This is a genomic window from Paenibacillus sp. DMB20 (genome assembly GCF_000987955.1).
Lineage (GTDB): Bacteria > Bacillota > Bacilli > Paenibacillales > Paenibacillaceae > Paenibacillus_AQ.
The window spans coordinates 63,489-78,064 of sequence record NZ_LAZU01000011.1; the positions used below are offsets into that span (position 1 = coordinate 63,489).

12 protein-coding genes and 1 pseudogene are annotated in these 14,576 nt (G+C 53.6%); 9 read left to right on the forward strand and 4 right to left on the reverse strand.

Going from position 1 to position 14,576, the window contains the following annotated elements:
• Positions 1-115: 115 nt before the first annotated feature.
• The 4 genes and pseudogenes from XI25_RS03470 (at position 116) to XI25_RS03485 (ending at position 4,829) form a co-directional block, all read left to right on the forward strand.
• On the forward strand, positions 116-1,747 hold the full coding sequence (locus XI25_RS03470; protein ID WP_046677384.1) for an extracellular solute-binding protein: 1,632 nt from the start codon (positions 116-118) through the stop codon (positions 1,745-1,747).
• An 85-nt stretch (positions 1,748-1,832) separates the two neighbouring features.
• Positions 1,833-2,792, forward strand: coding sequence for an ABC transporter permease (locus XI25_RS03475; protein WP_046677385.1), 960 nt, complete (start codon positions 1,833-1,835; stop codon positions 2,790-2,792).
• Between the two features lie 15 nt (positions 2,793-2,807).
• Entirely contained in the window at positions 2,808-3,689 is an 882-nt protein-coding gene (locus tag XI25_RS03480) for a carbohydrate ABC transporter permease (protein WP_046677386.1), read from the forward strand.
• A gap of 13 nt (positions 3,690-3,702) precedes the next feature.
• Positions 3,703-4,829, forward strand: a pseudogene (locus XI25_RS03485) (glycoside hydrolase family 88 protein).
• Positions 4,830-5,056: 227 nt separating this feature from the next.
• Here the strand turns inward: XI25_RS03485 and XI25_RS03490 are convergent.
• Together XI25_RS03490 and XI25_RS03495 are read right to left on the reverse strand one after the other, a co-directional pair.
• Positions 5,057-5,728: a response regulator gene (locus XI25_RS03490; RefSeq protein ID WP_046677387.1), complete on the reverse strand. Its 672-nt coding sequence runs from the start codon at positions 5,726-5,728 to the stop codon at positions 5,057-5,059.
• Between the two features lie 35 nt (positions 5,729-5,763).
• On the reverse strand, positions 5,764-6,933 hold the full coding sequence (locus XI25_RS03495; RefSeq protein WP_235439637.1) for a sensor histidine kinase: 1,170 nt from the start codon (positions 6,931-6,933) through the stop codon (positions 5,764-5,766).
• Positions 6,934-7,122: 189 nt separating this feature from the next.
• On the opposite strand from XI25_RS03495, the gene XI25_RS03500 reads away from it, so the two are divergent.
• Genes XI25_RS03500 through XI25_RS03515 form a run of 4 tightly spaced genes read left to right on the forward strand, consistent with a single transcriptional unit; the run spans position 7,123 to position 10,420 of the window.
• Complete coding sequence (locus XI25_RS03500) at positions 7,123-8,058, forward strand: ABC transporter ATP-binding protein (protein ID WP_046677388.1); 936 nt, start codon at positions 7,123-7,125, stop codon at positions 8,056-8,058.
• A gap of 44 nt (positions 8,059-8,102) precedes the next feature.
• Positions 8,103-8,612 carry a hypothetical protein gene (locus XI25_RS34040; protein WP_046677389.1) on the forward strand — a complete coding sequence of 170 codons (510 nt, stop codon included), beginning with the start codon at positions 8,103-8,105 and terminating at the stop codon, positions 8,610-8,612.
• Positions 8,581-9,270 (forward strand): ABC transporter permease, encoded by a 690-nt coding sequence (locus XI25_RS34045; RefSeq protein WP_235439638.1) that lies wholly within the window; start codon positions 8,581-8,583, stop codon positions 9,268-9,270. The genes XI25_RS34040 and XI25_RS34045 overlap by 32 nt, the downstream gene beginning before the upstream one ends.
• Positions 9,263-10,420 (forward strand): ABC transporter permease, encoded by a 1,158-nt coding sequence (locus tag XI25_RS03515; RefSeq protein ID WP_046677390.1) that lies wholly within the window; start codon positions 9,263-9,265, stop codon positions 10,418-10,420. The genes XI25_RS34045 and XI25_RS03515 overlap by 8 nt, the downstream gene beginning before the upstream one ends.
• Before the next feature lie 373 nt (positions 10,421-10,793).
• On the opposite strand, the gene XI25_RS03520 is transcribed toward XI25_RS03515, so the two are convergent.
• Together XI25_RS03520 and XI25_RS03525 are read right to left on the reverse strand one after the other, a co-directional pair.
• The gene (locus tag XI25_RS03520; protein WP_046677391.1) at positions 10,794-11,585 is read right to left on the reverse strand and encodes a flagellar motor protein MotB; all 792 of its coding nucleotides are present in this window, start codon (positions 11,583-11,585) and stop codon (positions 10,794-10,796) included.
• Entirely contained in the window at positions 11,569-12,363 is a 795-nt protein-coding gene (locus XI25_RS03525) for a flagellar motor protein (protein WP_046677392.1), read from the reverse strand. The genes XI25_RS03520 and XI25_RS03525 overlap by 17 nt, the downstream gene beginning before the upstream one ends.
• A gap of 202 nt (positions 12,364-12,565) precedes the next feature.
• Here XI25_RS03525 and uvrB point away from each other — a divergent pair, with 202 nt between their 5' ends.
• A complete protein-coding gene (gene uvrB / locus XI25_RS03530) occupies positions 12,566-14,557 on the forward strand; it encodes an excinuclease ABC subunit UvrB (RefSeq protein WP_046677393.1) in 1,992 nt (663 codons plus the stop codon).
• The last annotated feature ends 19 nt before the right edge of the window (positions 14,558-14,576 follow it).

The window sequence follows — 14,576 nt, forward strand, 5'->3', positions numbered from 1 at the left end:
TGTGTACGATATACGATGAAGGCGCTTTCTCTCTAAGATTTAGTCAAGGCTGAACGATCAGCTGGAGAATCCGAAACCATCATTCATTTTAGGGAAAAAGGAGGCGCATGAAAGGATGGCAAAAAAGAAACGTTTGATCCGGACGATGATGTTCGTACTGCTGATTGCGATGATCGCCGGATGCAGCGGAAAGAGCACGGCGGGGGAAGAGCCTGGCGGCGGCAAAGGAGAACAAGGGGGCGAAAAGGCGGCGGGAATCGGGGAAATCGGATATCCCGAAAAATTATCGTACTGGGTAACTTTGAATGGAAACGCCTCGGCAACGATGCAGAACATGAACGGCATTGCGGCTTACCAGGAGCTTGAGAAGATCACGGGGACGAAGGTGGAATTTCAGCACCCGCCGGCAGGCCAGGAAGCGGATGCTTTCAACATCATGGTCTCGTCGGGCAATTTGCCGGATGTCATTGAGTACGGATGGTCCAATGTTTCCGGAGGGCCGGATAAAGCGATTGCGGACGGCACCATCATCCGGCTCAATGAACTGATCGAGAAGCATGCGCCCAACCTAACCAAACTGCTGAATGAAAAGCCGGAGTACAAAAAGCTCATCACGACGGATGACGGGAATATTTACGTGTTTCCTTTCTTGCGGGGGGATGACTATCTGCTCACTTTCAACGGTCTGATCGTCCGGAAGGATTGGCTTGACGCGTTGAAGCTTCAGATGCCGGAAACGATAGACGAATGGTACGAGGTTTTGAAAGCGTTTAAGACCGGAGATCCCAACGGAAACGGAAAGGCGGACGAAATTCCGCTGCTGCTCGACATCGATATGACCACTTTGAACCAGGCTTTTCTGGGTGCATGGGGGATTACATCAGGATTCTATCAAGTGGACGGCAAGGTGAAGTACGGTCCGATCCAGCCCGAATTCAAAGCGTATCTGGAAACGATGAATAAATGGTATACCGAAGGTCTGATTGACCAGGACTATGCAGCTACGGACGCGACGCTGAAGGATGCGAAAGTGACAAACCATCAGTTAGGCTCGTTTTCCGGCTATATGGGAAGCAGCCTGGACAGATACACCGAGCTGATGAGAAAGAGCAATCCGGGCGTGAAGCTCGAGGGGGCTCCAAATGTCGTGTTGAAGAAGGGAGACACGCCTATCATCGGGCAGGTCGAATCCCCGTTTAACGGATTTGGCGCAGCCATTACGAAGGCCAATAAATTTCCGGAGGAAACGGTGAAATGGCTTGATTACAAGTATGGCGAAGAGGGGCATATGCTCTTCAACTTCGGTGTTAAGGGCGTCAGCTACGAGATGAAGGACGGCTACCCTGCGTTCACGGATGAAGTGATGAAAAATCCGGAGGGGCTCTCGATCACGCAGGCCATGTCCAAGTACAATCTGGCCAGCTATTCCGGCCCGTTTGTTCAGGACCGCCGCTACATGGAGCAGTATGCAGCGCTTCCGGAGCAAAAGGCTGCCATCCAAACCTGGATGAACGCCAAGAACGACCGCTGGATGCCGATCATCTCTCCGACGACGGAAGAGAGCACGCGATATGCCTCCGTGATGAACGATGTGAAGACCTACTACGACGAGATGGTCAACAAATTCATCATGGGCGTTGAACCGATCAGCGAATTCGATAAGTTCGTGGACACCATTAAAGGTATGGGGATCGAAGAAGCGATCAGCATTCAACAAGCCGGCCTGGATCGTTTCAACAGCCGCTAACGGATTATTGAATCATGCCGGGACGTTCGCGATTGTGATCGTCCTCGGCGTGCTTACTCTATCTGCGTCATAGGGAGGGCTGAGGATGCAGCTTAAGGAAAAAAGGAAGCGGTCGACGGTTCCAGGCAGGAAAGAGAGCTTTGGAGAAAGAGCGGTTAGGGACTTCAGGAAGAATTCAATGATTTACCTGATGCTGCTTCCCGTGGTGGCATTTTACGCCGTTTTTCATTACGGGCCGTTGTACGGCCTTCAAATCGCTTTTAAGAATTTCTCGGCAGGACTGGGCATCTGGAACAGCCCTTGGGTGGGATTTGATCATCTTGCCGATTTCTTTAACGGTTTTTTCTTTGAACGGGTTGTTTCGAATACGATCATTCTAGGTTTGTACGATCTGATCTTCGTGTTCCCGGCCTCCATCATTCTCGCTCTGCTCCTGAACGAGGTGAGACACCGGGTTTTTAAACGGACGGTGCAGTCGATTACCTATATCCCCCATTTCATTTCCGTCGTGGTCGTGGTCGGCATGCTGGTCGATTTTCTGGCGGTCGACGGCTTGATTAATCACCTCATTACGTATTTTGGGGGAAAGCCGATTTCGTTTATGCGGCTGCCGGAATGGTTCAGAACGATCTATATTTCCTCGGCGATCTGGCAGGGCGTCGGATGGGGCTCCATTATCTATCTTGCCGCCATGGCCAACATCGATCCATCCTTATACGAGGCGGCCAAGGTGGACGGGGCCGGCCGGTGGAAGCAGGCGCTGCGGATTACGCTGCCCGGCATCATGCCGACCGTGATCATTTTGTTTATTTTGCGGATCGGATCCTTTATGGCGCTGCAGGATGAGAAGATCCTGATTATGTACAATCCGGTCATTTATGAAACGGCCGACGTGATCGGCACCTACGTGTACCGCAAGGGGATATTGGAAGCCAGCTACAGCTTCAGCACCGCGGTCGGCTTGTTTAATTCCGTCATCAATTTCGGGCTGCTGATCGGAGCGAATTTTCTAAGCAAACGGTTTACGGACACGAAGCTGTGGTAAAAGGGAGGGATGCCTATGCGGTCAGCCAGATCTGCCGGTGAAGTGATATTCGATACCATTAATGTGGTTGTGTTATGCCTGTTGTCTTTCATTACGCTGTATCCGTTTCTGTACGTGTTGTTCGCATCCATCAGTACCCCCTCGGAATTCGTCCAGCACAGGGGAGTTCTGCTGTGGCCGAAAGGGTTCTCGATGGACTCCTACCGGATGGTGTTCGAAAATCCGAATATCATCCGAAGTTACCTTAATACGATCTTTTATGTGGCTGTCGGCACGACGCTTAACATTTTGATGACGGCCCTTGGCGCTTACGGTTTATCCCGGCGAAACGTGATGTGGGGAAGCACCATTATGCTGCTCATCGTGATGACGATGTTTTTCGACGGAGGATTGATTCCCAAGTATCTGCTCATGAAAAACATCGGATTGCTTGACACCTACTGGGCGCTGATTATACCCAGTGCCATGACGACATGGAACCTGATCATTATGCGGACGGCTTTTCAGGGCATCCCCGTAGCCCTGGAGGAGTCGGCACGGATTGACGGAGCGAACGACTGGACGATTTTGTTCCGGATCATCATTCCTTTATCCCTGCCGGTCATCGCCGTCATGGTGCTGTTTTACGGGGTGTGGCACTGGAATAAGTGGTTCGACGCTCTCATTTATTTAAGAAACCGTGATTTATTCCCGCTGCAGCTGATCCTTCGGGAAATCCTGATTCAGAATGATACCAGCAGCATGATGACCTCGGTCGGGGGCGGGGACCGCATGCCGGTAGGCGAGACGATCAAATACGCAACGATTATCGTGGCAACGCTGCCGATCCTGTTTATGTATCCGTTTCTTCAAAAGTATTTCGTGAAGGGCGTCATGATCGGCGCCGTCAAAGAATAGGAGGTTGCGCCAAGTGTGGATTCAAGCGATAGAGGACGCCGTAGAGAAAACGAGAAGGAATATGAGCCGGTTCGACATGAAATTTCCCCATATTACGGAGCATAAACGTTACGAGTGGGGGGAGAGCAATGACTGGATCGAGGGTTTCTACACCGGGATGATCTGGCTTTGCTATGAATATACGAAGGATTCGCTGTTTAGGGAAACCGCCACTCGCCATGTAGAGGACTTCCGGCAGCGCCTGATGGAGAAGAGGAGTTTGGATCACCATGACATCGGTTTTCTGTATTTGCCATCCGCGCTCGCTTCTTGGATTGCGGACCGGAACGAGGAAGGAAAGCGGCTTGCGCTGCAAGCGGCCGATCATCTCATGCTGCGCTGGCGGGAGGAGGGACAATACATTCAGGCTTGGGGGCCCAAAGGGGATCAGAAGAACGGCGGACGCATCATTATCGATTGTTTGATGAATTTGCCGCTGCTGTACTGGGCGCACGATCAGACCGGAGATAACCGGTATTTGCATGCGGCGGCCGCCCAAGCGAAACTGAGCCGGAGATATCTGATGAGGGGGACAACTCCTCCTACCACACGTTTTATTTTCATCCCTCAGATGGAAAACCGATCGGCGGGGGGACGCATCAAGGCTATCATGACGGTTCGACCTGGACCCGGGGGCAGGCATGGGCGATATACGGGTTTGCGCTTTCCTACCGATATACGCGGAATCCGGATGATCTGGAGACGGCACGGCGTGCCGCGCTATATTTTATCAAGCATCTGCCAAGCGATCATGTCGCTTATTGGGATTTTGACGCTCCGATCGGAGCGGACACTCCGCGTGACAGCTCCGCCTCCGCCATCGCCGCTTGCGGGATGTTGGAGATCATGGAACATCTGAAGGAGGGGAATGAAGATCGGGAAGCTTTGTCCGAGGCCGTTAAGCTATCGATGACCTCCCTGGTCCAAAACTATGCTACCATCGGCGAGCCGGAAGAGGAAGGCTTGATCAAGCATGGATCTTATCATGTCAGGGGCGGCGCCGGGCCGGACGATTACATGATCTGGGGCGATTATTATTATCTGGAGGCCCTGATGCGGATGGTCCGGGGGATCCCCGGATACTGGTACGAAAGGGCGTGACGGGCTTAGTTGAAACAATGGTTTAACGATTGGACAGGTGCGGTTCGATCGTTATAGCGTTCAGCGTTTTTGCGGCGTCTATTGTCGCTTTACTGACGTATATCGATGCAAAAAAGAAGTAACCCGCCACAGGTTGACGGCCTGACGGGTTGCTTCTTTGGGTTCATCTGAGGAGGTTATCCCACCGCAAATGCTGTACGGGGATGAGGAATATGCCTCAAGCTGCTTCAGCCGCTGTTTCCGAGCGATCCCTGCCCGTTTTTGAGGTAAAAAATGGCGATTTGGGTCCGGTCCCGAAGATTCAGCTTGCCTAAAATCTCGGTTACGTAATTCTTGACGGTACCTTCGCTCAGAAACAGCCTCCCCGCAATTTCCTTGTTCGAAAGGCCGTCGGCAATCAGAGAGACAATATTTTTTTCAGCCGGGGTGAGACCATGCTCTTCCAGGACAGCGGTTTCGGCCGCAGCCTTGGCAGGAACGGGCCGAAGCATCCCGGTCAGCTTGCGGGCGATATCGGGGTGAATGAGCATGTTGCCGTCATGGACGGTTTTGATGCCTTGAATGATGCGGTCCGGCGGAATGTTCTTCAGCAAATAACCGCTGGCTCCGTTCTGAAGCGCTTCGACGATATAATCGTCATCGTCAAAGGTGGTCAGCATAAGCACCCTCACATCCGGAAACTGTTCACGGATTAGCTTCGTACCCTCGACGCCGCCGCATACCGGCATGCGGATATCCATCAACACCACGTCCGCCGGAGTCCCGCCTTCAAGCATATCCAGCGCCTCGGCTCCATGAGCCGCAGTCCCCGTTACCTTCACTTCGGAATCCATGCCGATGAGCAGCTTCAGGCTTTCCCGGATAAACGGATCATCGTCCACAATCAGTACAGAAATCATACAAACACTCCAATCATTCGCTTAAGCTATTCAGGCTAAACAATTTCGCTTTTCCGGTACACAGGCAACCGCGTGATGACTGTAAATGGAGCCTGCCGGCGGACGTCCAGGGTACCGCCGACAACTTTGGTTCGCTCCAGCATGCCGCTGAGACCCATGCCATGCTTTAAGGTACCGGAGCTATCCGCAATCAAGGCCTCTTCAGGCACGACTTTCCCGTTGTTGGAAACCTCCATACAGATCTCCTGATCTCCGAATATGAGCAGCACCTCCACCTGATCGGCATGACCGTGCCGGATCGCGTTCGTAATGGCTTCGCGCGCGTTTTTGTACAGGACAACCTGTTGGCTCGGATAGAGCGGATAGGGCAGGCCCTCTGTACGAAGCCCTGTCCGGATGCCGGTTTCCCGTCCCGTTTCCTCGAGCAGCCGGTCCAGGGAATAAGCATCCGTCATTTGCTTGCCGGGATTTAACCGTTTGACTGCGGAACGCATCTCATCCATGCTGGCCCCAAGCTGGTCGCGAATCTGGTGCAGCATCTCCATTCCCTTTGCGGTATCCTGCGGGATGGTGTGGATGACGGCTTCCATCATCATTTTCACCCGAATCAGCCGGTGGCCAATGTCATCGTGAAGCTGTCTGGAAATGCGGGTTCTTTCCTCGGCCTGCGCGGCCCCTTCAACCTGATGGGCGAACTGCAGCACCCGGCTGCGGGCGTCTTCCAGTTCATAATGCTTCCGTTTGAGCTCATCGTACAGGCGGAGCGTTTCCTCCCGGCTCCCCGAAGCATGAACCAGAATTCCGACGAAAGCCGCCATCATGAACAGTAAAAGGTTGGCTGTCGTGATCCATAACGTATCGTCATGCTGGAGCGAGACATTCAGCACAAAAAAATGAACACCAAGCAAAAGGCAACGAATCGGAGTATTGGATAAGACAAGATAAATGCAAGCTGTCGACAAAGAGATAAACACCATCAATAGACCGTACTGTTGGCACAACCATCCGGAAACCATGAACTCCAGCAAAACGCCGGCCATCATGACAGGGCTTGCGCTAACGAAGCGTCCGAGTACCGCCAGAGCAAGAAACAGCAGAATAAAAAGGGTATACCGGCCATAATGGTCGATCGGAATCACATACAATCCGGCTGCGGCGGGGATGAGGATCAGACAGAAACGAAGCGGTGCAAGTGAGTTGGGCATCGATGAAGCAACATCCTTTTCCAGAAAAATATACCGTCCCTTGAATCGGCTTCATTATATCACAAGGCTGCATTCGGACAAGAGATGACTTTAGTCACCTCAGAAGGATGACTTAATCTACCTTTGCAAGAAATACGGTTCAGATACAATGAAATCAGAACATGGGAAACGGAAACGGAGCGATGAACAATGGCATTTCTGCAAGCGACGGATGTGGTCAAACGTTATGGAAGTAAGCTCTCTGTAGATCACCTGAACTTGAGCATCAATCAAGGCGAGATTTTTGGACTGCTGGGCCCCAATGGAGCCGGTAAAAGCACGACGATCAACATGATCTGCGGGCTTCTCGACATCGACCAGGGCCGAATTGAGGTAGACGGCATCTCCATTAAGGAACGGCCGCTTGAGGTGAAGAAAAGGATCGGGCTCGTCCCGCAGGACCTCGCGCTGTACGAAAATATGCCGGCTGCCGATAACGTAGCTTTTTTTGCCAAACTTTACGGCCTTCGGGGCAAGCTGCTCAAGGAGCGGATCGAAGAGGCACTGACGTTCGTCGGCCTGCTGGACCGGGCGAAAGACGCTCCCTCAACTTTCTCCGGGGGCATGAAGCGGAGGCTGAATATCGCCTGTGCGATCACCCATCGTCCGAAGCTGATCATTATGGACGAGCCGACCGTCGGGATCGATCCGCAGTCGCGGAATCACATTTTGGAATCGGTCAAGCAGCTTAACGAAACGGGATCCACCGTGATTTACACCAGCCACTACATGGAAGAGGTGGCCGCCATCAGCGACCGCGTGGCCATCATGGATAAAGGGCATGTGATTGCTTGCGGCACCCAGCAGGAATTGAGGGAGCGGGTTGCCCACGAGGAGAAAATATTGCTCAGCGCAGATGGCATCACGCCGGGCATGGTGAACGAACTGACCTTGCATCCAAGGATTACCCGGGTTCATCGTGAAGGGGATGTGCTGGAAATTTATCTGCCAACGGCCCAAAATGACCTGCAGGATATTTTGTTTATTTGCGGTAAGCATGAGGCGGTGATCCGGAGCATCCAGTGCGAAGAGCCCGATCTGGAGACGCTCTTCCTCAGCCTGACCGGCCGGACGCTGCGCGACTAATTCCGAAAATCGATTGCGAGAGCTATGAGTAGGGGGACACCACTGTGAATATAAGGACCATTGCATGGTTTGAATTGAGAAGATTGTTTCGCAACCGGACGGTATTATTTAACCTTTTCCTGCTGCCGATGATATTGATTTTTATATTGGGTACGGCGCTTTCTAATTTTTTCGGCGGCAAGGAGGACTTTGTTCCTGAGCCGGTGAAGGTGGGAATCGTCGGCGCGGAGTCCGCAGGGAAGCTTCCAGCCAGCTTGAAGGCCTTCATGGAGGCACCGGAAATTGCCGATATGCTGGTTCCGTCCATGGGGCTTTCACGAAAAGAAGCGGTAAGCAAGCTTCGGAGCGGCAGCCTGGATTTTGCCGTCATGGTACCGGAGGATTTGGATAGTCGAATACACTCGGGGGCGAATGTTCAACTGGAAATGCTGCTTGGAAAAAGTCATATGCGCAATGTGATTGCGGAATCGATGTTCGGCACGTTTATGGATGAAGCCAACGGCAAGCAGGCTCAGGCTATCGTTGCTGGGCCGGAATCTGGCGAACAGCCGTAACGCAGTGAACGAGCGGCCTTCCTATGCGGAGAAAGGAAAGCTGAATGACCGGGGGGACACTTACACATCCTCTCAGTATTATGCTGCGTCAATGCTCATCATGTTTCTGCTCTATTCGGGCTTGACGGTGTGCAACAGCCTGTTTGGGGAGAAGGACGGCCATACGTTATACCGTCTGCAGTCGATGCCGGTCTCGAACGCGGCCATTTTCGGCGGTAAGGTTTTGGGCTGCAGCTTTGTGACCGTCATCCAGGCAATTCTGATCGTCGCTGGTTCAAGCATCCTGTACGATGTGGATTGGGGAAATCATGTTTGGCTTCTCATGCTGGTATGCGTTTTGATCACGCTGGCCTCCATGACGATTGCGATCATCGTTTCGCTGATTTCCAAAACCTCCTCGATGGCCAGTTCCCTGATTCAGGCAGCGATTATCCTGATGACCTTCCTGAGCGGAGGATTTACGCCGCTGCATGGGGATTTCTTCAAGACTCTGGGCGAGTTTACGGTCAACCATTGGGCCCTTCAAGGCATGCTTCACATGATGCTGAATGCGGAAATCCCACAAATTATTACGTGTATCGGGATCTTGGGCGCTATTTCCCTCGGTTTGTCCGCAGCGGCCATGATCGCTTATCGGAAGGTGGGTTACCATGCATAGTCTTACCATCGCTTGGCAGATGATCAAACGGACGCTGGGCCACAAAAAGGGATGGATCTCTTATGTCATCATCCCGTGTGCCGTCGTCACTTTGGCCGTTGCGCTTCTCGGAAGCGAGGGATCGACAAACTTATCGATCCTTTACGTGAACTCGGACACCGGTCCTGCCGGAAAACATCTGATTGAAGAATTAAGCCGAACAAAAGATTACACGCTGAAGCCGGTCGCTTCCGAAGGGGAACTGAAGGAAAGCATTATCGAGCTAAACGGCAGAATTGGCGTTACGATCCCTGAAAGCTTCAGCGAATCCCTGTTGGCAGGTGGAGTACCCAAAGTGCAAATCTATGAATTGTCCGCCAGCGAATCCTCCTATACCGTCAACATGAAAGTGGAGGGAGTTGTCGGAAGGATGGGGGAAGCGGCGGCTGCCGCAGGAAATGCCGGCAGTGATTTTCGGGAGCGAACGGCCGCCCTGGAGCAAATACTGAATCAGACGGCTAAACACCAGGTCGAGGCCATCAGCACCGATATGGGCTTGTACGCCAAGCCGGGACTGAACAACGTCACGGGTTTTACCCTCATGTTCATGATGGGGCTTATCTCCAGCACGGTCATGCTGATTGTGGAGGACCGGAGAATGCGCACCATGTCCCGCATTTTTACCGCTCCGGTCCGTCCTTATCAGATCGCGCTGGGGAATTTTCTCGGGAGTTTTGCCTTGGGCGCTCTGCAGGTCGTTGTTGTCCTGCTCCTGACAAAATACGCGCTTGGTTATGACTACGGGGTTCCGTTCCTTACGCATTTGTTGATCCTTACGGCGTTCATGCTGGTTTCGATGGGCATTGCGAGCACGGTTGCAGGGATGGTCCGCAATCCGCAAAATGCGGGAATGCTCAATTCCTTGATCATGACGCCGACGTGCATGCTCGGCGGATGCTTCTGGCCGGTGTCGGTCATGCCGGATTTTCTGCAAAAAATCGCCAACTTCGTTCCCCAAAAATGGGCTATCGAAGCGGTGGAGACGGCAGCCAGCGGAGGAACGCTAGCGGATATACAGCTGCCGCTGCTCATCCTTGGCTTGATGGCGCTGATCCTGCTGGCGCTAGGCTCGGTCATTCTTCGGCCCGGCGAGTCGAGCGTGAATGCGTGAGACGTAGATGCGATCGCGGATTTTCCACACCGCGCCAAGCTCCCAGCGCGCGGTGCCTGGTGTCACATTGACGATGGTGTCATCACATGCACGAAATACACAGCATTCGCTTAACTTGTTCGTTTAACGGACCAAGAGGCGAATAGAAGAGACGGAGCGCGGAAATGCAGCAAAATAAAGCTGGGTCGAAAACCCGAAACCGTCGCATACGTGGCAGGCGTGATGCCGTGGCAAGGACAAAAAAGGATCGGTTCCTCGCATGGAGGAACCGATCCTTTTGTAGTGAGGGCAGGTTAATGATCCGTATTTACCTGACCTGCTCCCCGTAAGTGCCGCTTAGGTACGGGGAGCATGATTTTATCCGGCAATAACGTTATTGCCGAAGCTGTCTCAGCACGGTGATCTCGACCCGGCGGTTTTTCTGGCGGCCCTGAGAGGTGGCGTTGTCGCCGGCAGGCCTTGTATCCGCGTAACCGGCGTACTGGAAGCTGTCGGGGCTAAGCTTGCTCACGTCGAGAAAATAACGCAGCACGGACATGGCCCGCGCGCCAGACAGTTCCCAATTGTCCTTATACCAGGGGCCTGCGGGAACATTGTCCGTATGGCCCTCGATGCTCACCGTGGCATCGAGATCCTTGAACAGGCTGGCCAGTTTGCCGAGCACCGGTTCGGCGCCGGTCTTCAGTTCCGCGTATCCGGGGTCAAACAGGAAGCGGTCGCTCAGCGTAATGGCGATCCCTTGGGGCTCGTCCGAAATAAAAATGTCGTTATCCAGTTGATTGTCCCGTACATATTGTTTAATAACTTTCATAAAGTCCGCAAGCTCCTCCTCCTGCTTGCGGAACGCGAGCTCCCGCTCGCTCATCGGCGCCTCGGAGTCTTTGGCGCCGGTTTTCGCGGGAGGCGGGTTTTTATGCTTCTGGGTATCGGCCGATCCGGTTAGCCCCGATCCCATCTCAAGCAGCGAATCACCGCTTTGGAAGGTCGCCTGCAGCGAATGGGTGACGATTTTGTATTTTTCGGTATCGAGCCGGCTCATGGCGTACATGATCACGAAAAAGATCAGCAGCAGCGTAATCAAGTCGGCATAGGTAATCATCCAACGGTCCCGCTGGTCGCCGACTTCGTTTCTCTTGCGTCTCCTCCTTCTAGTCGGCTGTCTCATGTGCCGCCCCCCTTGCCTCAGGGATGGTGGAGAAGCCTTCGGAAAGGTAGGTGGCGAGCTTTTTGCGGACGATCAGGGGATGCTCTCCGTTCTGTATGGCCATAATGCCTTCCAGAAGAAGCTCCATATTTTGAATTTCTTCCTCGCAGCGTGCTTTAATCTTGGACGCAATGGGAAGAAAGATAATATTGGCGCTGGCTACCCCATACAGCGTGGCCGTGAAGGCAACGGCGATGGAAGGTCCGAGTTGGGTCGGCTCCTGCAAGCTGCCCAGCACATGAATCAGGCCCATCACGGTTCCGATGATCCCCATGGTAGGGGCGTAGCCTCCTGCGGATTCGAATATTTTGGCATAGCCCTCATGCTTTTGTTCCGCAGCATTGATTTCAAGCTCCAGAATCTGGCGGACGAGCTCCGCGTCGGTACCGTCGACGACCATCTGAATGCCTTCCCGCAAAAAGGGATCGGGATGCTCCGAGGAAATCCGTTCGAGTGCCAGTACGCCTTCCCTGCGGGCAACCGAGGACATGTCCACGACATCCTCAACCAGATCGCGCGAGGACCGGCTGCCACGTCCGAAGGCTACGCGGAGCGCAGCGGGAATGGTACGCAGACGGGACGCGGGAAAGCTGACCGCCACGGCGGCAAAGGTGCCGCCAAACACGATCAGTGCGGCGGTGGCCTGCATCAGCCCGCTGAAGTGGCCGCCTTCCCATAAAAAGCCCCCGATCAGGGCGGCAAGGCCGGCAAGTATGCCAATGATGATTGTAAGATCCATAAAACTGAACCATCTCCTTTTGTATATACAAGAAAGTATATATATTGTTTGCATCCAAAAAACGAAAAGAGTATAATTGTAGGGGAACACGTATTCTTATGTTTTGGATATTCAGGCATGAATTTCCCTTTATATATCATCGGGTTTTTTCGACAGAACCTTTAGCATACTTATTTTAGACGATGAGGGTGATATTGGACAAATGAGCGATTTAGTTGTCAGCACCAAGTCCTTCGAAATCGAGTCGGAATTTCAGCCTCAAGGCGATCAGCCCCGGGCGATTGAAGAGCTGGTGAATGGGGTGCTGCAAGGCAAGAAGCACCAGACCCTGTTGGGCGCTACGGGGACGGGCAAGACCTTTACGATTGCGCAGACCATCGCCAAGCTCAACCGGCCCACGCTGGTCATTGCGCATAACAAGACGCTTGCCGCGCAGCTGGCAAGCGAGTTCAAGGAATTTTTCCCTAACAATTCGGTTGACTATTTCGTAAGTTATTACGATTACTACCAGCCGGAAGCATACATTCCTTCCTCCGATACCTATATCGAGAAGGATTCAAGCATTAACGAAGAGATCGACAAGCTGCGCCACTCCGCGACCAGCTCGCTGTTCGAACGGCGGGACGTTATCATCGTGGCGAGCGTGTCCTGCATATATGGTTTGGGCTCACCGAAGGAGTATGGAGAGCTGCTCCTCTCCTTAAGGGTGGGCATGGAGAAGCCGCGCAATCAGATTCTGTCGCGGCTTGTTGACATTCAGTATCAGCGCAACGACATCAACTTCGTTCGCGGCACGTTTCGCGTACGCGGCGACGTTATCGAAATCTTCCCGGCCTCAAAGGGGGAGCACGCGGTAAGAGTAGAATTGTTCGGAGACGAAATCGAGCGGATTACCGAGATCGACGTGCTGACCGGCGAATTGGTCGGCGAACGGGAGCATATCGCGATTTTCCCGGCCTCCCACTTCGTTACGCGGGAGGAGACGATGCGCGTCGCATTGATTAACATCGAACGGGAGCTGGAGGAACGGCTGGAAGTGCTCCGCTCGGAAGGCAAGCTGCTGGAAGCGCAGCGGCTGGAACAGCGTACTCGCTACGACATCGAAATGATGAAGGAAGTCGGCTTCTGCTCCGGGATCGAGAACTATTCGGGACCCCTGACGTTCAGGGAACCCGGGGCCACGCCTTACACGCTCATGGACTATTTCCCGGACGACATGCTGATCGTCGTTGACGAATCCCACGTGACGCTTCCGCAGCTCCGCGCGATGTACAATGGCGACCGTGCCCGGAAAACGGTCCTTGTGGAGCATGGTTTCCGCCTTCCGTCCGCGCTTGATAACCGGCCGCTGAGGTTCGAGGAGTTCGAGGAGAAGGTAAACCAGATCATTTACGTCTCCGCCACGCCGGGTCCGTACGAAATGGAGCACTGCGACACGATGGTCGAGCAGATCATCCGTCCGACCGGACTGCTTGATCCGCTGATCGACGTCCGTCCGACCGAGGGCCAGATCGACGATCTGATCGGCGAGATCAACGAGCGGGTTGAACGCGATGAGCGCGTGCTCGTTACGACGCTGACCAAGAAGATGGCGGAGGATTTGACCGATTATTTGAAAGAAGTCGGCATCAAGGTGCGTTATATGCACTCCGATATCAAGACTTTTGAACGCATGCAGATTTTACGCGACCTTCGGTTGGGCGCATTCCACGTGCTGGTGGGGATTAACCTGCTCCGGGAAGGCCTTGACCTTCCGGAAGTGTCCCTGGTTGCGATACTGGATGCGGACAAAGAAGGCTTCCTTCGCTCGGACCGGTCGCTGATCCAGACGATCGGGCGCGCGGCGCGGAACGCGGATGGCCGCGTCATCATGTACGGTGACAAGATTACCGATTCCATGGACCGGGCGATTAAGGAAACCGAACGCCGCCGCAGCGTCCAGGTGGCCCATAACGAGAAGTTCGGCATCACGCCGCAAACGATCCGCAAGAAGGTGCGCGACGTGATCGAAGCGACGAAAGTCGCGGAGAGCAAGGCGGATTACCTTACGGGCGCGGCAGGCAAAATGTCGAAGAAGGACCGCCAGTCCGTCATCCAGCGGCTGGAGGCCGAGATGAAGGAAGCGGCCAAGAACCTGCAGTTCGAGCGTGCGGCCGAGCTTCGGGATGCGCTGCTTGAGCTGAAGGCAGAGTAACGCCATCATTAAAGAATAC